Raw genomic sequence first — 21,982 nt, forward strand, 5'->3', positions numbered from 1 at the left:
CGCGCGCCCGGATGACGGCGAGCCAGCGGCGCGAGCAGCTCGTGGCCGTGAGCCGGGGCCTGTTCGCGGAGAAGGGGTTCGACGGCACGAGCGTCGAGGAGATCGCGGCGCGCGCCGAGGTGTCCAAGCCGGTGGTGTACGAGCACTTCGGGGGCAAGGAGGGCATCTACGCCGTCGTCGTCGACCGGGAGGTGCAGGCGCTGACGGGCGCGCTCATCGGGTCGCTGGCCGAGACCGCGCACCCCAAGGTGCTCGTCGAGCGGGCGTCCCTCGCCCTGCTGGAGTACATCGAGACGAACGAGGACGGGTTCCGCATCCTGGTGCGCGACTCCCCCGTCGCGCAGGCGACGGGCACGTTCTCCTCCCTGATCGGCGACGTGGCCACGCAGGTGCAGCACCTGCTCGAGGCGCAGTTCCGCCAGAACGGGCTCGACCCGCGCACGGCGCCGCTCTACGCGCAGATGCTCGTCGGCATGATCGCCCTGACGGGGCAGTACTGGCTCGACGCCCGGTCGCCGAAGAAGGCCGAGGTGGCCGCGCACCTGGTCAACCTGGCCTGGAACGGGCTCAAGGGCATGGAGAAGAAGCCCGAGCTGACCAAGCCGCGGCCGCCCCGCCCCTGACGCGAGCCCGCCCGTCCGGCCGGCCGCCCCGCGGGAGCAACTTCCGCCAGCGTCTCGCGGTCAGACCACGTCTCGGGCAGGATCGACGACGTGACCGCACTCGAGCTCGAGAACCTCACCAAGTCCTACGGGGAGCGGAAAGCCCTCGACGGCGCCACCTTCCGCGTCGGCGCCGGGGAGATCTTCGGCTTCGTCGGCTCCAACGGCGCCGGCAAGACGACGACGATGCGCATCGTGCTCGGCGTGCTCGCGGCCGACGCCGGCGACGTGCGCTGGGACGGCCGCCCCATCACGCTCGACGACCGCCGCCGCATCGGGTACATGCCCGAGGAGCGCGGCCTGTACCCGAAGATGCGCGTGCGCGACCAGCTCGAGTACCTGGCCCGCCTGCACGGCCTGACCACCGCGGGGGCCCGCGCGGCGGCGGCCCGCTGGGCGGAGACGCTCGGCGTGGCCGAGCGGCTGGGCGACGAGGTGCAGAAGCTCTCGCTCGGCAACCAGCAGCGCGTCCAGCTCGCCGCGGCGCTCGTGCACGAGCCCGAGATCCTCGTGCTCGACGAGCCGTTCTCCGGCCTGGACCCCGTGGCCGTCGACGTCATGTCCGGCGTGCTGCGCGAGCGGTCGGCCGCCGGAGTGCCCGTCATCTTCTCGTCGCACCAGCTCGAGCTCGTCGAGCGGCTGTGCGACCGCGTCGGCATCATCAAGTCGGGCCGCATGGTCGCGACCGGCTCCATCGCGGACCTGCGTCATACCGACCGGCCGCGCTGGGAGGTGGTCGGCCCGACCGACCCGGGGTGGCTCGCCGCCCTGCCGGGGGCCCGGGTCCTGTCGCGCGACGGCGACCGGACCGTCATCGAGACCCTCGACGGCGACGGGCAGGACGTGCTGCGCGCGGCACTCGCCGCGGGCGCCGTCCACGAGTTCGGCCCGTCCCGCCCGTCCCTGACCGACCTGTTCCGCCACGTCGTCGCGACCGAGGAGACCTCCCGATGACCACGCTCGCCCCGGCCCGGCCCACGACGACGTTCCGCGCGATCTGGCTCATCGCCGAGCGCGAGCTCATGACCCGCCTGCGGCAGCGGTCGTTCATCATCACGACCGCGCTGCTCGTCGTCGCCGTCGTCGCCGGCATCCTCGTGGCCAACGCCCTCTCGGGCAGCGCGTCGTCGGACGTCCGGCTCGGCGCCACCGACGGTGCCACGGTGTCGGTGCTCCAGCAGGCCACCGAGGCCGCCGGGATCACCGCCGACGTCTCGACGGTGAGCGACGCCGACATCGAGACGGCGCTGCGCGACGACGGCTTCGACGCCGTCGTCGAGGCGGGGGGCGACGGCGCGCTCACCGTGCACGTCGTCGCGTCGCTCGACTCGCAGCTCCAGCCGGTGCTCACCGGGATCGCGCAGCAGCAGGCGCTGGCCGCGCAGGTCACCGCGCTCGGCGGCGACCCGGCGCAGGTCGCGACCGCGCTCGCGGGCGCGCACGCCGACGTGGTCGCGCTCGACCCGCCCGAGGAGCGCGACCTCACGCAGGTGTTCGCCGGCTACTTCGTCGGCATCCTCATGTACATGGCGCTGATCATCGGCGGGCAGCTCGTCGCGCAGGGCGTCGTCGAGGAGAAGACCTCGCGCGTCGTCGAGCTGCTGCTGTCCACGGTCAAGCCGTCGCAGCTCATGGCGGGCAAGGTGCTGGGCATCGGCCTGCTCGGGCTGGGACAGGTGGCGCTCACCGTCGCCGCGGCGGCCGTCGCGGCGACGGCCACCGGGCTGCTGGACACCTCCACCCTGCGCCTCGGCCCGACGGTCGCCTGGGCGCTGGTCTGGTTCCTGGTCGGGTTCGCCACCTTCGCGCTGGTCCTCGCCGCCCTGGCCGCGCTGGTCTCGCGGCAGGAGGAGGTGGGCTCGGTGATCACGCCCGCGATCATGTTCATGGTGCTGCCGTACGTGCTGGGCGTCTCCGTGCTGCCCTGGGACCCGCACAACCAGCTCGCGACGACGCTGTCGTTCGTGCCGGGCTTCGCCCCGTTCCTCATGCCGATGCGCCAGGCGCTGGGCGTGGCACCGCAGTGGGAGCTGCTCGTGGCCCTGGCGCTCTCGCTCGCGGTGATCCCGGTGCTCGTGTGGCTGGCGGGCAAGATCTACTCCAACGCCGTGCTGCGCACCGGTGCCCGCATCAAGCTGCGGGACGCGCTGCGCGCCTCCTGACTCGGCCACGCGGCCGGCGAACCTCTGGTCAAGAGTCTTGACGTCGAGAGATCGGCGGTAGTCTCCGGTCCATGGAGTCAGCCGTCCCCGCGTCGCCGGAGCCGCAGGAGTCGCGCGTCGACGAGGTCGACCGCATCGTCGCCGACTGGCGGCGCGAGCGGCCCGACCTCGACGTCGAGCCGCTCGAGGTGTTCTCGCGGGTCACGCGCCTGGCGCGGCACCTGGACCTGGCCCGCCGCACCGCGTTCAGCACGCACGAGCTCGACAGCTGGGAGTTCGACGTGCTCTCCGCGCTGCGCCGCGCCGGAGAGCCGTACGAGCTCTCCCCCGGGGCGCTCGTGACGGCCACGCTCGTCACGAGCGGCACCATGACGAACCGCATCGACCGGCTCGAGGGGCGCGGCCTCGTGGAGCGGCACCGCTCCCCCGACGACCGCCGCGGCGTCGTCGTGCGGCTCACCACCGCCGGGCGCACGCGCGTGGACGCCGCGTTCACCGACCTGCTCACGCACGAGTCCGCCATGCTCGCCGACCTGCCCGCCGCGCACCGGCCCCAGCTCGCCGGCCTGCTGCGCGCCCTCATCGCGCAGTTCGACGACGCGTCCCGTGCCTGACCGGCTCGCCGCCGTCGGAGCCCGCTGGGACGGCTCCCCGGCCGCGGGCGACTGGGTCGCCGCCCGGCTCGGTCCCTTCGGCCCGAGCGTCGGCCACGCCGTGCCGCACGGGTACGCGGCCTACGCCGTCGTCCCCGTCCCGCGGCCCGACGACGACGCCGGCGGCGACCCGCGCTCCGGGCGGTGCTGCGCCGCGACGACGCCGCTGTCGGTCCTCCTGGACGTCCTCAGCGTCCTGGCCCGGTGGACCGGCAACCAGGACGTGCACTGCGCGCTGTGGGAGGGCTGGGGGTTCCTGCACGACCCCGACGAGGACCCGCTCGCGGGCAGCATGGCGGTCTTCGGGTGGGCGTCCGACGGGACCCCGTTCAACACCGAGACGCCGACGAGCACGCCGCTCGCGGCCTCCGCCCGGGCGGAGGCGCTCACGGAGCTGCGCAGCCGCCGCGTCCCGCGGCCCGCGGCGCCGCCGCTCGAGCTGCCCGGCCGCCGCTACCACCTGTGGACCGGACCGTGGCGGTCCGCCGGCGCCCTCGCCCACGAGCACGCGAGCCCGCCGTCGCTCGTGTGGCCCGACGACCGGGCCTGGTTCGTCGGGGCGCCCGTCTACACCGAGGAGATCGCCGTCGGCGGGTCGGCCGAGATCGTCCGGGCACTGCTCGCCGACCCGGCGCTGCGCGCGCTCGGGGCGCGGGCCGCGACCGTCGACGACGTGCTGCGCATCGACGACTGAGACCCCGCCGTCTCGCCGCAGGCGGGTGGGCCCGCCGCAGCGGGTACCGTGACCGGGTGCCCCGCGCCCTGTCGTCCCGACCGCTCGTGTCGGCGCGGTCCGGGGGGTTCGTCCTGGTGGCGCTGCTGCTCGTCGCGCTCAACCTGCGCGCGCCGCTGACGTCGCTGCCGCCCGTCGTCGGGCAGGTCTCCGAGGCGCTGTCGCTCACGCCCGCGCAGGCCGGGCTGCTCACCAGCGTGCCCGTGCTGTGCTTCGCGCTGCTCACCCCGCCGGCGTCCGTGCTCGTCGCGCGGGCCGGGCCGGAGCGGGCCGTGCTCGCGGCCGTCGTGGGCGTCTTCGCCGGGCAGGTGGTCCGCTCCGCCGGGACGTCGCTGCCGCTCGCGCTCGTGGGCACCGCGGTGCTGGGCGCCGGGATCACCATCGGGAACGTCGCCGTGCCCGTCGTCATCGCGCGCGACTTCCAGCGGCGCTCCGCCGTGGTGACGGGCGCGTACTCCGCGATGATGAACGTCGGCTCGGCCCTGGCGACCACGCTCACCGTGCCGCTGGCCGTCGCCTGGGGCTGGCAGTGGGCGCTCGCCGGGTGGGCCGCGATGGCGGTCGTCGCGTTCGTCGTATGGGGCCTCGCCGTCCGCGGGAGCACCGACGTCGCCGCCGCCCGGACGGCCGCGACGTCGCCCCGGCGCGCCGACGGGCCGCCGCACCTCGGCCGCGCGATGACGGTCCTGACCGTGCTGCTGTGCGTCGCGTTCGCGGGCCAGTCGTCGTCGTACTACGCCGTCACCGCGTGGCTGCCGGAGATCCTGCACGCGCGGCTCGGGGTGGACACCGCCGCCGCGGGCGGGCTGTCCGCCCCGTTCCAGCTGTGCGCCGTGCTCGGGTCCCTCGGGGCGCCCCTCGCGCTCGCGCGGCGGGTGCCGCTGCGCGTCGTCTCCCTGACCCTGGTCGCGCTGTGGGTCGCGCTGCCCGCCGGGATGCTCGCCGCCCCGGGCGCCGCGCTGCTGTGGGTCTCGCTCGCCGGCGTCGCGCAGGGCGGCAACTTCACGGTCATCTTCATGCTCATCGCGCAGCGGGCGCCGTCGGTCGCGGCGGCCCGGCGGGCGTCCGCCGTTGTGCAGACCGTCGGGTACGCGTTCGCCGCCCTGGCCCCCACGGCGCTCGGCGCGCTGCACGGCGCGAGCGGCGGCTGGACCGTGCCGCTCGCGGGCGTGCTGGGCGTGCTCGCTCTCATGGGCGTCACGATGGCGGTCGCGACGCGGCCCGCTACCTGAGCAGCACCACGGCGTCGGCGTCGAACCGGAAGAGCCGCCCCGCGACCGCGTAGGGCGTCCGGCTCGACGCCGTCGTCGTCCACACGACGGCGCCGGTGCGCAGGTCCAGCGCCGTCGTGACCTTCTTGCCATCGATCGGGTCGACGGTCTCCTGCTCGCTCGCCGCGGAGACGACGACGACGCGGCGGCCGTCCGTGAGCGCGTCGAGGACGCCGGAGAAGCCCTCCGGCCGCTGTCCGGTCACGTGCGGCTCGTGCGTCCACAGCACCGCGCCCGTCGCGCGGTCGAGGCCCGTGACCACCCGCCCGTCCGACACGACGACGACGTCGGCCGTCCGGACCAGCACCCGCGCGCTCGTGACGGTCTTGGCCGTCCAGAGCGGCGTGGCGTCGTCGGCGTCGTACGCGGCGACGCCGGACCCGCCGCCCGCGACGACGCCCAGGTCCGACGCGATGAGCATCGCCGACGACGGGCCGTCCGTCGCGAAGGGCGGCAGCACGATGCCGGGGATGTCGCCGACGACGCTGCCGTCGTCGCGCAGGATGTGCATCGACGCGTCCTGGATCCCGTCCGACGGGTCCTCGACGAGGGTGAGCTCGCCCCAGCCGCCGTCGGGCAGCGCGATGGACGGCCCCCAGGCCGGGGCGTAGCCGGGCGCCGAGACGTCCTGCTGCTCGACGACCTCGCCCGTGCGCAGGTCGAGCGCGACGTCGAGCCCGCACATGACGGTGCGCAGGCGCTGCGACGTGACGTTGTCGCTCCACGCGTTCTCGGTCTCGACGACGAGGTCGTCCTGGTCGAGGGCCATCCCGGTCCACGCCTGGCACATCGAGCCTCCGGTGAGCGTGCTCCCGGCGGGCAGGTCCGCGCTGTCGAGCACCGTCTCCCAGCGCACGCGGCCGGTCACGGCGTCCTCGAGGCGCACCCGCACGTCGCGCGTGACGAGCGGGTCGAGGAGCGTGGTGGAGCCGACCGACGTGTCGCTCGCGGCGGTCGTGGCGAGCGGGCTGACGCGTGCCGGCGCGAGCGGGGTACCGAGCCGGTCGATGCGCAGGAGGCTGCCGTCGGCGGTCACGAGGATGCGGTGCGCGGCGCTCGGCGAGGTGTCGAGGACGACGCTCTCGCCGGGGCCCGGGGCGACGACCGGCTCGTCCTGCGGGAGGTCGTCGAGCTCGCGGCCCGCCAGGATCCTGCCGGCGCCGTCGACGACGACGACCCTGCGCAGGTCGTCGGACAGGCACACGACGAACGCCGCCCGGGCCACGCGGGTCGCCACGATCGACGTCCACGTCAGGTCGGGCGCGCCCGCGGTGCACGTGCCGACGCCCTGGGGGACGTCGGCCGTGGCGACCTGCGTGGTCCAGACCAGCTCGCCCGTGGCGACGTCGATGCCGTGCAGCGTCGGCGCCGCGCCGAGCGGGGCGACGCCGCTGCCCTGCCGCTCCTGGACCACGAGCGTGCCGCCCACGAGCGCGACGGGCGACGGCGTGTCCACCGGGACGCGCGCCGCCTCGACGGGGGCGTGGCCGAGGTCGAGGACGGCGCCCGACGTCGTCGCGGCGACCTGCGCCCAGGCGCGCTGCCGGGCCCGGGAGACGAGCACGTCGGCGGTCACCGTGCCCGCGGCCAGGACGGCGACGACGGTCGCGACCGCGACGACGCGGCGGCGCGGCCAGGACCGCACGCGCGCGCCGACCGCCGCCGCGGCCAGGGCGAGGCGCGACGGCGGGAGCTCCTCGCCGCCGGGGAGGTCGCCGCCCGCGAGGTCGCCGCCCGGGAGCTCGTCGTCGGGCACGAGGTCGAACCGGATCGTCGGGCCGCCCGCCGACGCCCGCCCAGCCCGGGACGTGCCGACCCGCGGCGACGTCCGCGGCAGCCCGTCCCGCGACGCCCGGTCCTGCCACGCCTGGTCCAGCGACGCCCCAGCGCGCGACGTCCCGGCCGCGACGGGCGGCGCGTCGTCGGGGTCGAGGTCGAAGGCGAAGGAGTCGTCGTCGGCGCGTCTGCGGGCCACGGGCGGGACGATACCGCCGGCCGCGCGGCCGCGGCACCCGGCGGCGTCACGCCGTGATGCGCTCCGCGAGGGCGAGCACCGCGGCCGTCACCGCGCCGGCGGCCGCGAGCGACGCCCGCCAGTCCCCGGGCACCTCGAGCGTGTGCACCGCGCCGGGTACCTCGACGACGTCCGCGCCCCCGCGGGCGGCGACGTCGCGGTCCCAGAAAGGGTCGGCCGTGCCGCCCACGAGCACCGCGGGAGCGGCGAGCCGCGCGACGGCGCCGGGCACGTCGTCCGCCCCGAGCGCGGCCGCGGCGACGGCGGTCAGCGGCGGCGTGAGCCAGGCCCCGGGGACGCCGAGCGCGGCGCACAGCGGCAGCACGAAGGTGCCGAGCGACTTGCCGACCACGAGGTGCCGCGCGTCGGGCCGGTCGGCCAGCGCCTCGCGCACCACCCGCTCGTAGGCGGCGCGCCCGGTGGCGGCGTCGGGCCGCGAGCCCCAGACGACGGTCCGCAGGCTCCACCCGGCCTCGCGCAGGGCGAGGCTCGGGAAGGCGAGCGCCGGCCGCTCGGCGGAGTACCCGGTGCCCGGCAGCACGACGGCGACGCGCGACAGGTCGCCGTCGTAGACCTCGACACGGGGCCCGGCGAAGGGCTCGACGGGGCGCTCGACAGGGTGCTCGGCCATCGCGCTAGCCTGCCGCAGTGACCGCCCGCGCGACCAGCGTCCTTACCGACATCGCCGACTTCGCCGAGATCACCGACGACGACGTCCCCGGCGTCGTCGCGCTGTGGCAGGAGTGCGGGCTCACACGTCCGTGGAACGACCCGCAGGTGGACATCGCGGACGCCCGCCGCGGTCCGACGTCCACGGTGCTGGTCGCGCACCAGGGCGGCGCGGTCGTCGCGAGCGTCCTGGCGGGCCTCGACGGCCACCGCGGCTGGCTGTACTACGTCGCCGTCGCCCCGGCGCTCCAGGGCGGCGGGCTCGGCAGGGCCGCCGTCGCGGCGGGCGAGGACTGGCTGCGCGCCGCGGGCGCCCGCAAGGTGCAGCTCATGGTCCGCACCACGAACGCACAGGTGCGCGGCTTCTACGAGCGCCTGGGGTACGAGGACCAGGCGACGACGGTGCTCGGCCGCTGGTTCTGACGGCGCCGCGCCCGGGCTACCCGAGAGCGGTCACCGCGTCGTCGGAGAGCTCGTAGAGCCGCCCGCCGACCGCCTGCGGGACGGGTGCCGTCTTCTCCTCCGACCACGTGACGTCGCCCGTCGCCAGGTCGAGGGCGCGCAGCCGGAGCGTGCCGGGGGCGCCGTCGGCGGGCAGGTCGCCGACCTGCTCGGCGATCACCGCGCGGCGACCGTCCGTGAAGGCCGTCGCGAGCAGCTCCCCGCGGACGTCCGCCAGGAACGCGTCCTTGCGCCACAGCTCACGCCCCGTGCGCGCGTCCACCGCCACGACCGACGTCTCGAAGGCGACCACGACGACGCCGTCCGCGCGCACGAGGGGCTGCGGGTGCGCGCCGGGCTGGTTCCACAGCTCGGACGTGTCGGCGGGGTCGACGCCGGTGAGGCCGTGCGTGTCCGTCAGGAGGACGTCCGCCGGTGAGCCGTCGGTGGCGAGGGGGGCCCGCACGGCCCCGTCGACGACGCCGACGACCGTCCCGTCGTCCCGCTGGACCCGGGTCGTCCAGCCCGCGACGGCCGCGGCCGGGACGCCCGTCGCCCAGCCGCCGCCGTCGAGGGGGCGGACGTCCGGGTCCCACGCCTGGTCGGGGTCGAAGTGGTCGACGGACCGCATGACCGCGCCCGTGGCGAGGTCGAGCGTGACGCTGACGCCGCAGGCCTCCAGCGTCGCGTGCTGCGCGCCGACGTCGGACGAGAGCCCGTTCTCGTCGCTCGTCACCTCCGGGGTGCCCGAGCCGGACCATGTGACGCACGGCGTCATCCGGTCGACCCGGGTGCCCGCGGGGGCCGTCGCCCCGGGCACGGTCGTGGACCAGCGCTCCGCGCCCGTCACGGCGTCCTCGAGCCGGACGAGCATGTCGCGCGTCGTGAAGTCCTCGGTCAGCGCACCGTCGGCGGCCAGCGGCGCCACGGCCGGCGGGCCGACGCGGCTGACGCGCACCACGGCCCCCGGAGCCGCGAGGTCGTACTCGCCGGGGGCGCTCCCCGCGAGCTGGCGGTCCGCGACGATCGCGCCGCCCGCCCCGACGACGACGACGACGCCGTCCGCGCCCGGACCGGTCAGGCAGACCACGGTGTCGGCCGTCCCGACACCCGGCGCCCAGCCGCCGACCGGACCGGGCGCGGCACCGCAATCGTGCGCGTCCCCGATGCGCGTGGACCACCGCACGGCGCCGTCGTCGGGGTCGAGGGCGTCGAGCACGACCTGGCCGAACGCCTGGTTCGGTACCGTCTCGGCGACCACGAGCAGGCCGTCCATGATCGCGAGCGCCCGCGGGTGGTCGAGCGCGGTCCGCCACCGTTCCGCCGGGGCGGCGGCGAGTCCGACGACGCCGCCGGGCGCCGTGACGAGCCGGTCGCGCAGCTCGTGGCCGCGCACGACGTCGACGGCGGCGGCGATCCCGGAGCCCGCGAGCACGAGGCCGACGACGGCGCCCACGGCGACGACCTTGCGGCGTCGCGGCCAGGCGCGGACGGCCCGGACGGCGCGGGTGGTCCGAGCCGGCTCCGGCGTCTCGGGGGCGAGGCCCGGCGCGTCGCCTCGCTCGTCCTCGGGCGGGGGTCGAGGTCGAACCTGACGGTCCGCGAAGCGTCGCTGTGATGCACCACGGACGCACGGTAGCCCCGCGGGACGTCCGCGGGAACAGGCCGCCCCTTGCAGGAGGCTCAGCCCGCGATCTCCGCCGCCTCCAGCCACTCCAGCTCGAGCGACTCCTTCTCGTCGGCGAGGTCGCGCAGGCGGGAGTCGTGCTCGGCGACGGCGTCGAAGTTGGTCGGGTCCGCGGCGATCTTGCCGTGGAGCGTGGCCTCGTCGTCGGCGATGCGCGACAGGCGGCGCTCGATGCGCGCGAGGTCCTTGCGGGCCTGGCGCACCTCGGCCTGGGTGTACGCGTCCGTGGGTGGCGGGGTGGTCGCGGCGGGCTCGGCCGGCGACGCCGTCGCGGGTCGGCCGGCGGGCTGCGCCTCGCGCAGCGCGAGGTACTCGTCCACGCCGCCCGGCAGGTGCCGCAGCCGCCCGTCGAGGATCGCGTACTGCTGGTCGGTGGCGCGCTCCAGCAGGTAGCGGTCGTGCGAGACGACGATGAGCGTCCCGGGCCACGAGTCCAGCAGGTCCTCCATCGCGGCGAGCATGTCGGTGTCGACGTCGTTGGAGGGCTCGTCGAGGATCAGCAGGTTGGGCTCGGACAGCAGCACCAGCAGGAGCTGGAGGCGCCGCTTCTGCCCGCCCGACAGCTCGCGGACGCGCGCGGACAGGTGCTCGCGCGCGAACCCGAGCCGTTCGAGGAGCTGGGCGGGGGTGAGGTCCTTGCCGTCGATCTCGTAGGTGGTCTTCGTGCGGGCGAGCACCTCGCGGACGCGGTCGTCGGCGATCTCGTCGAGGTGCGTGAACTGCTGGTCGAGCACGCCGAGCCGGACGGTCTTGCCGCGCTTGACCCGCCCGCTCGTGGGCTCCAGCGTGCCCGCGACGAGCGAGAGCAGCGTCGACTTCCCGGCGCCGTTCGCCCCGAGGATCGCGGTGCGCTCGCCCGGGGCGATGTGCCACTCGACGCCCTCGATGATCTGCCGCCCGTCGAAGGCCACCCCGGCGTCCTGCAGGTCGACGACGTCCTTGCCCAGCCGCGCGACGGCGAGCCGGTTGAGCTGGAGCGAGTCGCGCGGCGGCGGCACGTCCGCGATGAGCGCGTTGGCGGCGTCGATGCGGAACTTGGGCTTCGACGTCCTGGCGGGCGCGCCGCGGCGCAGCCAGGCGAGCTCCTTCTTCATGAGGTTCTGGCGCTTCTGCTCGACGGCGGCCGCCTGCCGGTCGCGCTCGACGCGCTGGAGGATGTAGGCCGCGTACCCGCCCTCGAAGGGCTCGACGATGCGGTCGTGCACCTCCCAGGTCGCCGTCGCGACCTCGTCGAGGAACCAGCGGTCGTGCGTGACGAGCAGCAGCCCGCCCTGGTTGCGCTGCCAGCGGGTCTTCAGGTGGGTGGCCAGCCAGGCGATGCCCTCGACGTCGAGGTGGTTGGTGGGCTCGTCGAGCATGAGCACGTCCCACTCGCCCACCAGCAGGGCCGCGAGCGCCACGCGCCGCCGCTGCCCGCCCGACAGCGTGCCGACGCGGGCGTCCCACGCGAGGTCCGCGATGAGCCCGTTGATGACGTCGCGCACCCCGGCGTCGCCGGCCCACTCGTGGTGCGGCCGGTCGCCGACGACGGCGTGGCCGACCGTCGTGTCGTCGTCGAGGGTGTCGGCCTGGTCGAGCACGCCCACGCGCACGCCGCCGCGGCGGGTGACGCGGCCGCCGTCGGGCTCGATGCGCCCCGCGAGCATGCCCAGCAGCGAGGACTTGCCGTCGCCGTTGCGGCCGACGATGCCGACCCGGTCGCCCTCGTCGATGCCGAGGGTCACCGAGTCGAAGACGACGCGCGTCGGGTACTCGAGGTGCAGGGCTTCCGCCCCGAGGAGATGTGCCACCGGACAAGGGTACGGACCCTCCCCGGCGTCCAGCGCAGCGTGGCGGGTCCGCCCTCTCGAACCGATACGGTCAGCCCATGGCCCAGTTCGACCTGCCGCTCGAGCAGCTCCAGCAGTACTCCCCCGACGTCCAGCGCCCGGCCGACCTCGTCGAGTTCTGGACGACGACGGTCGCCGAGGCCCGCGCGACCGGCGACGCGCCCGTGCTGGCGCGCGTCGAGACCGGGCTGACGGAGGTCGTCGTCGACGACGTGACGTTCCCCGGGTTCGGCGGCCACCCCGTCAAGGCGTGGCTCGTCCGCCCGGCGCGTGCCGACGGTCCGCTGCCCGTCGTCGTCGAGATGCTCGGCTACGGCGGCGGCCGAGGCCTGCCGCACGAGCACCTCACGTGGGCCGCGGCCGGCGTCGCGCACCTGGTCATGGACACGCGCGGGCAGGGCGGGCACTGGGGCTCCGGCGGCGAGACCGGAGACCCGGTGGGCCGCAGCGCCGGCGTCGCCGGGTTCATGACCGCCGGCATCGACGACCCGCACGACCACTACTACCGCCGCTTCTACACCGACGGCGTGCGCGCCGTCGACGCCGTGCGGCAGGTCCCGGGGCTCGACCCGGCGCGTGTCGCCGTCACGGGCGTGAGCCAGGGCGGCGGCGGGTGCGTCGCCGTCGCGTCGGTCCTGTCCATGGTGGGCGACGACGTCGCGGCCGCCATGCCGAACGTGCCGTTCCTGAGCCACTTCCGCCGGGCCGTGCAGATCGTCGACTCGCGCCCCTACGGCGAGATCACGCAGTACCTGTCGGTCCGGCGCGACCCCGCCGTCGAGGCCACCGTCTGGAACACGCTGTCGTACCTCGACGGCGCCAACCTCGCGCGGCACGCGGCGTCGCCGGCGCTGTTCTCGGTGGCCCTCATGGACGTCACGTGCCCGCCGTCGACGGTGTACGCGGCGTACAACGCGTGGGGCGCCGAGACGGGCGCCGAGGTGACGAAGAAGATCGACGTCTACCCGTACAACGACCACGAGGGCGGCCAGGCGTACCGCTTCCCGGAGCAGCTCGCCTGGCTCCGCACGCACGCGTCCTGAGCAGATGACCGCTCAGGACGCGACGACGCGCGCCCCCGCCGCGGGGCCCGTGGTCGTCCAGACGCTGTCCGCCGCGCCCTCGGCCGTCCACGTCGCGGCGATGGCCAGGGCGTGCTGACGAGACCGGGCCAGGGCCGCGACCGTCGGGCCCGACCCCGAGACGATCGCGCCGAGCGCGTGCGCCTCCTGGGCGATCTCGAGCGTGCGGGCCAGGTCGGGGCGCAGCGACAGGGCCGCGTCCTGGAGGTCGTTGTGCAGCGCGGCGCCGAGCGCCGTCGGGTCGCCGGCACGCAGGGCCTGCATGAGCGCGGTGTCGTCGTCGAGCTCGGGCGGCGGCGCGGTGCCGCCCGTCAGCTCGTCGAACGCCCCGAAGACCCGGGGCGTCGACAGCCCCCGGGCGGAGGCGCCGAACACCCAGTGGAACTCGCCGCGCGTCATCGCGGGCGTGAGCAGGTGCCCGCGCCCCGTGCCGACGGCGGTGTGCCCGAGCAGGCAGAACGGCACGTCCGAGCCGAGCGCCGCCGCGAGCTCGACGAGGCTGGGGCGCGGCAGGCCCGTCTCCCACAGGGCGTCGCACGCGACGAGCGCGGCCGCGGCGTCGGCGGACCCGCCGGCCATGCCGCCCGCGACCGGCACTCCCTTGCGCACGTGCAGCGCGACGTCGGGCTCGACGCCGGTGTGCGCGGCGAGCAGCTCGGCCGCCTTCCAGGCGAGGTTCGACCGGTCGAGCGGCACCGCCTCGGCCTGCGGCCCGTCCACCGTGAGGGAGACGCCGGAGCCCGCGGCGGCCTGCGTGGCCGTGACCTCCTCGAACAGCGCGACCGCCTGGAACACGCTGACCAGCGGGTGGTAGCCGTCGACGTCGAGCGCGCCGACGCGCAGCGACAGGTTGACCTTGCCGGGAGCCCGGACCCGCACGGACGGGGGCGGCGCGGCGGTCAGGCGGGGGGTGCGCGTCGGTCCGGGGCGGTTCACTCGTCCACCGTGCCAGGGGGCGCCGGAGGCTGCACACCGTCCGGCGTCGCGGCTCCGCCCCACTGCTCGGGCTTGCTGGTCGCAGCGCGGCTGCGCCGCGACTCCGGCAGGACTTGCTCCGCCGCGTCCGCCTGCGTCGCGGCTCCGCCCCACTGCTCGGGCTTGCTGGTCGCAGCGCGGCTGCGCCGCGACTCCGGCAGGACTTGCTCCGCCGCGTCCGCCTGCGTCGCGGCTCCGCCCCACTGCTCGGCGATGCGGGCGAACGCGACGACGTCGAGCGTCTCGCCGCGGGCGCTCGGGTCCACGCCGGCGGCCCGCAGCGCCGTCTCGGCCGCGGCGCCGGAGCCGAACAGCCCGGCGAGGGCCGCCCGCAGCGTCTTGCGCCGCTGCGCGAACGCGGCGTCGACGACGGCGAACACCTGCTCGCGCGTCGCCGCGGTGGGCGGCGGGTCGCGGCGCTCCAGCGCCACCAGGGCCGAGTCCACGTTGGGCACGGGCCAGAACACGGTGCGGGACACGGTGAGCGAGCGCCACGCCCGCGCGTACCAGGCCGCCTTGACCGACGGCACGCCGTAGATCTTCGACCCCGGCCCGGCGGCGACGCGGTCGGCGACCTCGGCCTGGACCATGACGAGCACCGACTCGAGCGACGGGAACCGCTCGAGCATCGTCAGCAGCACGGGCACCGCGACGTTGTACGGCAGGTTCGCCACGAGCGCCGTGGGCGGCGGCCCGGGCAGGGTATGCACGTCGAGCGCGTCGGACAGCACGACCTCGAACGAAGCCCCCGGGATGTGCCGCTCGACCGTGGTCGCGATCTCGCCCGCGAGCACGGGGTCGATCTCGACGGCGACGACGGACGCCCCCGCCTCCAGCAGCCCGAGCGTCAGGGAGCCGAGCCCCGGCCCCACCTCGACGACGCGCTGCCCGGGCTGCACGCCCGACGCGCGGACGATCTTGCGGACCGTCCCGGCGTCGTGCACGAAGTTCTGGCCGAGCGTCTTCGTGGGCCGGACGCCCAGACGCCCTGCCAGCTCGCGGATCTCCGCAGGGCCGAGCAGGGCGTTGGGGGTGTCAGTCATGGTGGTGAGCCTACCGAGGCGGGCCCACCGCGCAGCGGCGCTGGCTCTCAGTACCAGCCCGACGACTGCGAGTGGGACCACGCGCCGCACGGCGTGCCGTAGCGGCCGGCGATGTAGTTGAGGCCCCACGTGATCTGCGTGGCGGGGTTGGTGCGCCAGTCGGACGCGACCGAGCCCATCTTCGAGCCGGGCAGCGCCTGCGGGATGCCGTAGGCGCCCGAGGACTTGTTCTGCGCGGACGGGTTCCAGCCGGACTCCTTCTGGAAGAGGGAGTCGAGGCACTGCCACTGGCTGCCGGTCCAGCCGCGTGCTGCGGCCAGCTCCTGGCCGATCGCACGGGGCGAGCCCGACATGACCGGGCCGGTCGTGCCGCCGGTGCTCGTCGAGCCGCTCGCGGCGGACGTGCTGGGCGCCTTCGGCGCGACGGGGCGGTCCTTGGTCCCGCGGGCGACGATCTTGGCCACGGGGGCCGTGGTCACCTCGTCGGAGACGACGGTGCGCGAGGTCTCCTGGCCGTCGACCGTCGTGACGTGCTCGACGACGGTGCGGACGCCGTCGGCGCCCTCCTGGAGGACCTTGGACTCGCCCTTGTACAGCCCGGCGTCGTCCTGGTCCTGCGTCTCGAACGCCAGCGGGAAGGTCGTGGTGACGTCCTGCTCGGCGACGCGCTGCACGACGACGGCGACGTCGGTGCCGGGCGCGGCGGCCGGGTCGACGCCCGCGGAGGCGAGGCTGAGGACGCGGACGGTGTCGGACGCGCCGAGCGTGATGCCGGCGGACCGGAGCACGTCGTCGACGGCGCCGGTCCCGGCGTCGACGACCTGGGTGGCGCCGTCGGCGACGACCGCGACGGGGCCGTCGGCGTCGAGGCGCAGCCCGAGGGAGGCGCGGTCGCCGGAGCGCGAGGCCACGAGGGCGACGTCGCCGCCGCGCGCGGCGAGGGCGGAGAGCGCCTCGTGCGCGTCGAGGGCGGTCACCCAGGTGGTGGTCTCCTGGCCGCCGGCCTGGACGGTGACCTCGCGGGCGAACCGCACCACGACGTCGGCGCCGTCGGTCAGGGAGGCGTCGGCGGCGGGCGAGACGAGGTCGTGCGCGGAGAGGCGGACGCCCTGGGCGTCGAGCAGGTTCTGGACCGAGCCGGCGAACGTCGAGACCTGCGTGGTCTGGCCGTCGACGTCGAGCGTGATGGTCTTGTGCGCGTCGCTGACCGCGTAGGCGCCGCCGGACACGGCGAGCGAGGCGGCCACGAGCCCGGCGACGAGGGGCAGGCGGCCGCGCCGGCTCGGGCGCGGCGCGGGGGTGGGGGTGCTGTCGGTGGTGGCGTCGACCTCGTCGGAGGTCTGAGGTGCAACGAGAGTCACGGGGGTCCAGACGTCGTGGTCTCCGGGCACGGGCGGCCGAGCTGCGGGCCTCGACGGGCCTCCGCGTCGCACGCCGCACGGGCGCGCTCACGACCCGTGCGGGCCGCTCCTGCGGACTCGACCGGCCGATCCGGCGGTCGCGGCCCGGCGTCCGGGCCTGCCTCCGGCGATCGCGCTGCGATCGCACATGTCGGGCTGGAACCCGGTGAGGACACTCGACCGTAACCGAGTCGTTATCGTTTTCCAAACCCCCAGTACCCGAAGGTGGCGAAGGCCACGGGAGGTCTGGCGCGTATCGGACGACCCGGGCGCGCCGGGCGGCGCCCCGCTACAGGAGCCCGAGCTTGCGCGCGCAGGCCGGCCACTGCCCCCAGCCGGAGCGCGCCTGGAGCGCCTGCGCGCGCTGCGTCTGCTCCGCGGGCGAGGCCTCCGACGGCAGGCCGCTGCCGCCCATCGCACGCCACGTCGACACCGTGAACTGGTAGAGGCCGTGGTAGAGCCCGTTCGACGAGACGGCGGCCGGGTTGCCGCCCGACTCGCACTGGGCGAGCGCCGCCCAGACGTCGCCCGACGGGGCCTGCGGCGCGTCCGGCGTCGCCGGCGTGGCGGGTGTCGCCGGTCGCACGGGCGGCGGCGCCACCGGCCGGGCGCGCGTCCCGACAGCGACCACCTCGTCCACGGGCGCGCTCGTGTCCTGCTCGGACACGAGCGTGCGGGCGGTCTCGACGCCGTCCACGGTGGTCACGCGCTCGACGCGCGTGCGCGAGCCCGCCACGCCGGCCTGCACGACCACCGGGTCGAGGTCCGCGTACCGGCCCGGGTCCGGTCGCTCGACGCGCGCGAACGGCAGCGGCGTCACCGTCGGGACGTCCTGCGTCAGCACGCGCCGCACGGCGAGCACCACCTGCGCGCCCGCCGACGCCCCCGCCGACGCCCCCGCGGGCGTCACGTCGACCTGGTCGTCGTCGTCCACGCTCACGCCGGCCTCGGCCAGCACCGCGTCGACGCCCGTGCCCGGGTCCCTGACGGTGCGGGTCTGCCCGTCGGCCACCACGGCGACGTCGCCGCCGTCGGCCGCGAGCCGCAGCGGGAGCGAGAGCCGGTCCCCGGACCGCGAGGCCACCAGCCGCACGTCGTCGCCGCGCCCGGCGAGGCTGCGCAGGGCGTCGTCGGCGTCGAGCGCGGCGACCCAGACCTGCCGGCGCTGCCCGTCCGCGTCGAGCGTGAGCTGCCGCCCGAAGCGCACGACGACGTCCGCGCCGTCGCGCAGGCGCGCCCCCGGGTCGGGGGCGACGACGTCGTGCTCGCCCAGGCGCACGCCCTGCGCGCGCAGCAGCCCCTCGACGGACCCGGCGAACGTGGAGACCTGGACGACGCGGCCGTCGACGTCGAGGCTGACCGTCTTGCGCGCGTCCGCCACCGCGCCCGTGACGCCGCCGGCGAGCAGCGCCACGGCGGCCACGCCGGCAGCGAGGAGCCTTCGACGCCGACGACCCGCCGGCTGCGGCCGCGGGTCGTCGTCGATCGGGAGCACCACCGGGGCGGCGCTCGCAGGGGCAGAAGCGTGGGTGCTGTGGGGTGCTGTCACGCTGGTCCTTGCCGGTCGTGCCGTGGGCCAGACCCGGGGTCAGGACCGCACGGACTCGTGCAGATCCCAGCGACCGTAACCGCGTCGTGACCGAGCGCCAACCGTGAGCGGCCGCTCCGTCCCGGTATGCCCGGGAATCTTCCCGGCTACAGCAGCCCGAGGCGCCGGGCGCAGGCCGGCCACTGGCCCCAGCCGGAACGCGCCTGGAGCATCTGCGCGCGCATGCGCTGCTCGGCGGGCGACGCCTGCGACGGCAGGCCCTGGCCTCCCACCGAGCGCCACGTCGCCACCGAGAACTGGTACAGCCCGTGGAACCGGCCGCCGGGCGAGACGACATGGGGCCGCCCACCGGACTCGCACTGCGCGAGGCGCACCCAGACGTCGTCGCCGACGCCGCTCTGGACCGGGGCCGCGGGCTGCGGCGCGGGGCGAGGTCGCGTGCCGACCGCCACGACCTCGTTCACCGCCGCGACCTCCTCCTCGGAGAGGAGCACGCGCTCGGTCTCGACGCCGTCGACCGTCGTCACGCGCTCGACGACGGTGCGGACGCCCTCGACGCCCGCCCGCTCGACGCGCGGGCGCAGGTCCTCGAACCGCTGCGCGTCGCGGCGCTCGGTGCGAGTGAAGGGCAGCGGCGTCGTCGTGGTGACGTCCTCGGTGACGACGCGCTGGACCACGACCGTGACCACGCCGGGGCGCTCGCCCGAGCGGGAGGCCGGGACGACGCTGACGACGTCGTCCGGGGCGACCCGCACCCCGGCGCGCGTGAGCACCTGGCCCAGGCCCGCGCCGTCGTAGTCGAGGGTGGACGTCTCGCCGTCGGCGACGACGTCGACCTGCCCGCCGTCGGCGCGCAGCGGGAGCGGCAGCTCCGGCCGGGCGCCCGACCGCGACGCGACGAGGCGCACCTCGCCGCCGCGCGAGGCCAGGTGCCGCAGGGCGTCGTCGGCGTCGAGCGCGGCCACCCAGCCGGTCTGCTGCGTGCCGTCGGCCTCGAACGTCAGCTCCCGCGCGGTCCGGACGACGACGTCGGCGCCGTCGCGCAGCGTGGCGCCGGGCCCGGGGGTCACGGTGTCGTGCTCACCGACCTCGACGTCGCGGGCCCGCAGCAGCCCCTCGACGGACCCCGCGAACGTGGACACGCGCGCGACCTCGCCGTCGACGTCGAGCGTGACCGTCTTGTGCGCGTCGGCGAGGACGACGGCCCCGGCGCCGAGCGCGACGGCGGTGACGGCGGCCGTGACGGCCAGGCCGCGGCGGCGGCTGCGACGGCGGACCTCGACGCGCTGGACGGCGCGGGTCACGGGCGCCGGCTCGCCGGCGACGGCGGTCTCGGCGATCGCGATCTCGACGGTCTCGGGGTGATGGTCGGGCTTCTCGGTCACAAGGATCCAGACGGTCGCCGCCCACGGTCGGAATCCGGGGGCGTCGGGCACGAACGGCAGCGACCGTAGCCAGATCGCGGCCCGGGCTGCCAAGCGCAGCGGGGCGCCGCGACCGGTGCGACGGCGCCGGGTGCGCGCCGCGTGCGTGGTACCTAGGACGTGCGGGTCAGTACCAGCCGGAGTCGATCGAGTGCTCCCACGCGGCGCACGGCGTGCCGTAGCGGCCGGCGATGTAGCCGAGGCCCCACGTGATCTGCGTGGCCGGGTTGGTGCGCCAGTCGGCGGCGACCGACGCCATCTTGCTGCCGGGCAGGGCCTGCGGGATGCCGTACGCGCCCGACGACGCGTTCTCAGCGTCGACCCGCCAGCCCGACTCCTTGGTCCACAGCTTGTCGAGGCACGCGAACTGGTCGTCGCCCCAGCCGCGCTCGGCCAGGAGCGCCCGGGCGGTCGCCCTGGCCGAGCCCGGGTCCACCTTGATCGCGCTGGGCGGCATCGTGCCGACGACGACGACCTCGTCGCGCGGCTCGCGCGTCACCACGCGCGCGACGACGGTGCGCTCCACCTCCGTGCCGTTGAGCGACCTCGTGGCGTACGACGTCGTGGCCTGGCCCGCGCGGCCCACGGTGCGCACGTGGCGGTAGCCCTGCGGCAGCGCGGGCTCCTCGATGGTCTGCGTCGCGAAGGGCAGCACCTCGGTCACGGTGTCCGCGCCCATCGAGCTGCGCGCGACGACCACCACCATGCCGTCGACGGCCGCGGCGCCGAGCGGCACGGACGTCGCGTCGCCGTCGGCGAGCGTGATGCCGGCCTCGCGCAGCACGCCGCGCACCGAGGCCTCCGTGGTGTGCAGCGCCAGCACCTGGCCGTCGACCGACACGTCGACGGTCTTCATCGTGGACACCCGGACGGGCTCGCGGCCCAGCATGTCGGAGCGCGACGCCGTCGCGAGCGCCCCGTCGCCGCGCGCGCCGAGCGCCGCGATGACGTCGCCGACCGTGAGCGCCGTCGTCGTGAAGGTGGAGGAGTGCCCGTCCACCTCGAGCGTGACCTGGCGCGCGGAGCGGACCACGATGGTCGAGCCGTCCGTCACGCGGTGCGAGGACCCGGGCGTGACGGCGTCGCCGCGCCGGACCTCGATGCCCTGGAAGGCGAGCACGTCCGCGACGGTGCGGCCGTAGGCGGAGACGCGGCGGATCTGGCCGTCGTCGTCGATCGTCACGGTCTTGTGCGACTCGACCAGGCCGTAGGAGGCCCCGGCGAGGCCGACGACGACGAGGGCGTGGAGGAGCACGCGGGCGACGCCCTGCGGGTGGGAGGCGCGGCGCGAGAGCCGGGCGACGGGTCGCGGAGCGGGCTCGGCGAACCGGCGGCCCTTGCGGCCGGTGTGTCTCGTGCGCGCCCTTCGTGCCACGAGCACCAGAGGCTATCGGGTCGCCGGGCCCGTCACCAAAGCCCGTAGACCGCCTCGGAGGTGGCCGAGAGGGCGGCGCACACCTCGTCGAGCGGACGTTCGAGCACGTCCGCCATGGCCCGCACCGTGTGCGCGACGACGTACGGGGCGTTGGGCTGGCCGCGGAACGGGTGCGGCGGGAGGTACGGCGCGTCGGTCTCGGCGAGCACGAGCTCGAGCGGCACCGCGCGCAGCGCCTCGCGCAGATGGCCGTTCGCCTTGTACGTCACGGGCCCGGCGAAGCTGAGGAACCATCCGTGCCGCGCGGCGAGTCGGGCCATCTCGACGTCGCCGGAGAAGGAGTGGAACACCGTGCGCTCGGGGGCGCCGTCGGCGAGCAGGACCTCGACGACCTGCGCGTGCGCGTCCCGGTCGTGGATCTGGACGGGCAGCCCGAGCTCCTTGGCGAGGGCCAGGTGGGCGCGGAACGACTCGCGTTGTACAGCAGCGCCGCGCGGACCTGTACGGAAGTTGTCGAGCCCGGTCTCGCCGATGGCACGGATGCGGTCGTTGGCCTTGGCGAGCGCGGCGATCTCCGCGACGGCGTCGTCCAGCGGGACGTGGTGGTGCGGCTCGCGCTCGTACGTCTGCCCGTCCGGCCCGACGTCGTGGGCGTCGGCGTGCAGGACGGCTTCGTTGGGGTGGATCGCGATCGCCCCGACGAGCGCACGGCGGACGTCGGGGGCGTCCGCATCGCGAGACTGCGACAGCTCGCCGCGCAGCAGCGCGTCGGTCCACCGCGCCGAGAGCAGGTCGCAGCCCACCTGCACGATCCGGTCGACGCCCGCGGCCGCGGCCCAGGCGACGTGCTCGGCGACCGTGGGCACCGCGGCGTCGTCGGGCAGGACGTGCGCGATCGACTCGAGGTGCGTGTGGTTGTCCGCGACGGCGACGGGCAACGGCTCGGGGTCCGCGGGGAACCCCCGCTCACGCTGGCGTGCCACGGTTCTCCTTCGTGCGTCGGTCCGCGGCGC

The 21,982-nt window shown here is 76.0% G+C and carries 18 protein-coding genes and 1 pseudogene; 8 read left to right on the forward strand and 11 right to left on the reverse strand.

The features are described 5' to 3' along the window. Positions 1 to 11 precede the first annotated feature (11 nt). The 6 genes from ET471_RS02430 to ET471_RS02455 all read left to right on the forward strand — a co-directional run bounded on the left by ET471_RS02430 (position 12) and on the right by ET471_RS02455 (position 5,442). Positions 12 to 623 carry a TetR/AcrR family transcriptional regulator gene (locus tag ET471_RS02430; protein ID WP_207207367.1) on the forward strand — a complete coding sequence of 204 codons (612 nt, stop codon included), beginning with the start codon at positions 12 to 14 and terminating at the stop codon, positions 621 to 623. A 90-nt stretch (positions 624 to 713) separates the two neighbouring features. Beyond that, positions 714 to 1,616, forward strand: coding sequence for an ABC transporter ATP-binding protein (locus ET471_RS02435; RefSeq protein WP_129186442.1), 903 nt, complete (start codon positions 714 to 716; stop codon positions 1,614 to 1,616). After that, positions 1,613 to 2,824, forward strand: a complete 1,212-nt coding sequence (locus ET471_RS02440) for an ABC transporter permease (RefSeq protein ID WP_129186443.1) — start codon at positions 1,613 to 1,615, stop codon at positions 2,822 to 2,824. The genes ET471_RS02435 and ET471_RS02440 overlap by 4 nt, the downstream gene beginning before the upstream one ends. A 71-nt stretch (positions 2,825 to 2,895) precedes the next feature. Then, positions 2,896 to 3,438 carry a MarR family winged helix-turn-helix transcriptional regulator gene (locus tag ET471_RS02445; protein WP_129186444.1) on the forward strand — a complete coding sequence of 181 codons (543 nt, stop codon included), beginning with the start codon at positions 2,896 to 2,898 and terminating at the stop codon, positions 3,436 to 3,438. Then, positions 3,431 to 4,171 carry a hypothetical protein gene (locus ET471_RS02450; protein ID WP_129186445.1) on the forward strand — a complete coding sequence of 247 codons (741 nt, stop codon included), beginning with the start codon at positions 3,431 to 3,433 and terminating at the stop codon, positions 4,169 to 4,171. The genes ET471_RS02445 and ET471_RS02450 overlap by 8 nt, the downstream gene beginning before the upstream one ends. A gap of 56 nt (positions 4,172 to 4,227) precedes the next feature. Continuing rightward, the gene (locus tag ET471_RS02455) at positions 4,228 to 5,442 is read left to right on the forward strand and encodes an MFS transporter (RefSeq protein WP_242496386.1); all 1,215 of its coding nucleotides are present in this window, start codon (positions 4,228 to 4,230) and stop codon (positions 5,440 to 5,442) included. Here the strand turns inward: ET471_RS02455 and ET471_RS02460 are convergent. Next, on the reverse strand, positions 5,435 to 7,456 hold the full coding sequence (locus ET471_RS02460) for an outer membrane protein assembly factor BamB family protein (protein WP_129186446.1): 2,022 nt from the start codon (positions 7,454 to 7,456) through the stop codon (positions 5,435 to 5,437). The genes ET471_RS02455 and ET471_RS02460 overlap by 8 nt on opposite strands. A gap of 46 nt (positions 7,457 to 7,502) precedes the next feature. Continuing rightward, positions 7,503 to 8,126 (reverse strand): hypothetical protein, encoded by a 624-nt coding sequence (locus tag ET471_RS02465; protein WP_129186447.1) that lies wholly within the window; start codon positions 8,124 to 8,126, stop codon positions 7,503 to 7,505. A 17-nt stretch (positions 8,127 to 8,143) separates the two neighbouring features. Between ET471_RS02465 and ET471_RS02470 the strand changes: the two genes are divergently transcribed. Then, positions 8,144 to 8,587 (forward strand): GNAT family acetyltransferase, encoded by a 444-nt coding sequence (locus ET471_RS02470; RefSeq protein ID WP_129186448.1) that lies wholly within the window; start codon positions 8,144 to 8,146, stop codon positions 8,585 to 8,587. A 16-nt stretch (positions 8,588 to 8,603) separates the two neighbouring features. On the opposite strand, the gene ET471_RS02475 is transcribed toward ET471_RS02470, so the two are convergent. Together ET471_RS02475 and ET471_RS02480 are read right to left on the reverse strand one after the other, a co-directional pair. Next, positions 8,604 to 10,061: an outer membrane protein assembly factor BamB family protein gene (locus tag ET471_RS02475; protein ID WP_165350378.1), complete on the reverse strand. Its 1,458-nt coding sequence runs from the start codon at positions 10,059 to 10,061 to the stop codon at positions 8,604 to 8,606. Positions 10,062 to 10,288: 227 nt separating this feature from the next. After that, a complete protein-coding gene (locus ET471_RS02480; RefSeq protein WP_129186450.1) occupies positions 10,289 to 12,082 on the reverse strand; it encodes an ABC-F family ATP-binding cassette domain-containing protein in 1,794 nt (597 codons plus the stop codon). Positions 12,083 to 12,159: 77 nt separating this feature from the next. On the opposite strand from ET471_RS02480, the gene ET471_RS02485 reads away from it, so the two are divergent. Beyond that, positions 12,160 to 13,164: an acetylxylan esterase gene (locus ET471_RS02485; RefSeq protein WP_129186451.1), complete on the forward strand. Its 1,005-nt coding sequence runs from the start codon at positions 12,160 to 12,162 to the stop codon at positions 13,162 to 13,164. Between the two features lie 12 nt (positions 13,165 to 13,176). Here the strand turns inward: ET471_RS02485 and ET471_RS02490 are convergent, their stop codons facing one another. The 7 genes and pseudogenes from ET471_RS02490 to ET471_RS02520 all read right to left on the reverse strand — a co-directional run bounded on the left by ET471_RS02490 (position 13,177) and on the right by ET471_RS02520 (position 21,952). Beyond that, positions 13,177 to 14,139: a 4-(cytidine 5'-diphospho)-2-C-methyl-D-erythritol kinase gene (locus tag ET471_RS02490; RefSeq protein WP_129186452.1), complete on the reverse strand. Its 963-nt coding sequence runs from the start codon at positions 14,137 to 14,139 to the stop codon at positions 13,177 to 13,179. 236 nt (positions 14,140 to 14,375) lie between these two features. Next, positions 14,376 to 15,221, reverse strand: a pseudogene (gene rsmA, locus ET471_RS02495) (16S rRNA (adenine(1518)-N(6)/adenine(1519)-N(6))-dimethyltransferase RsmA); the annotation flags it as partial. A gap of 47 nt (positions 15,222 to 15,268) precedes the next feature. Next, positions 15,269 to 16,582: a resuscitation-promoting factor gene (locus tag ET471_RS02500; RefSeq protein ID WP_242496387.1), complete on the reverse strand. Its 1,314-nt coding sequence runs from the start codon at positions 16,580 to 16,582 to the stop codon at positions 15,269 to 15,271. Between the two features lie 328 nt (positions 16,583 to 16,910). Then, positions 16,911 to 18,044 (reverse strand): resuscitation-promoting factor, encoded by a 1,134-nt coding sequence (locus ET471_RS02505; RefSeq protein WP_242496388.1) that lies wholly within the window; start codon positions 18,042 to 18,044, stop codon positions 16,911 to 16,913. Positions 18,045 to 18,316: 272 nt separating this feature from the next. Next, positions 18,317 to 19,555, reverse strand: coding sequence for a resuscitation-promoting factor (locus ET471_RS02510; protein WP_242496389.1), 1,239 nt, complete (start codon positions 19,553 to 19,555; stop codon positions 18,317 to 18,319). Between the two features lie 166 nt (positions 19,556 to 19,721). Next, positions 19,722 to 20,969, reverse strand: coding sequence for a resuscitation-promoting factor (locus ET471_RS02515; RefSeq protein WP_129186455.1), 1,248 nt, complete (start codon positions 20,967 to 20,969; stop codon positions 19,722 to 19,724). Positions 20,970 to 21,001: 32 nt separating this feature from the next. Then, positions 21,002 to 21,952: a TatD family hydrolase gene (locus ET471_RS02520; protein ID WP_129186456.1), complete on the reverse strand. Its 951-nt coding sequence runs from the start codon at positions 21,950 to 21,952 to the stop codon at positions 21,002 to 21,004. Positions 21,953 to 21,982 lie beyond the last annotated feature (30 nt).

The sequence above is a fragment of the Xylanimonas protaetiae genome (genome assembly GCF_004135385.1).
Taxonomy (GTDB): Bacteria; Actinomycetota; Actinomycetes; order Actinomycetales; family Cellulomonadaceae; genus Xylanimonas; species Xylanimonas protaetiae.

What these genes read in the sequence shown, in the direction of transcription:
- ET471_RS02445 (WP_129186444.1), top strand. Translation starts at nt 2,896, where the DNA reads ATGGAGTCAGCCGTCCCCGCGTCGCCGGAGCCGCAGGAGTCGCGCGTC.
- ET471_RS02440 (WP_129186443.1), top strand. Translation starts at nt 1,613, where the DNA reads ATGACCACGCTCGCCCCGGCCCGGCCCACGACGACGTTCCGCGCGATC.
- ET471_RS02430 (WP_207207367.1), top strand. Translation starts at nt 12, where the DNA reads ATGACGGCGAGCCAGCGGCGCGAGCAGCTCGTGGCCGTGAGCCGGGGC.
- ET471_RS02465 (WP_129186447.1), bottom strand. Translation starts at nt 8,126, where the DNA reads ATGGCCGAGCACCCTGTCGAGCGCCCCGTCGAGCCCTTCGCCGGGCCC.
- ET471_RS02485 (WP_129186451.1), top strand. Translation starts at nt 12,160, where the DNA reads ATGGCCCAGTTCGACCTGCCGCTCGAGCAGCTCCAGCAGTACTCCCCC.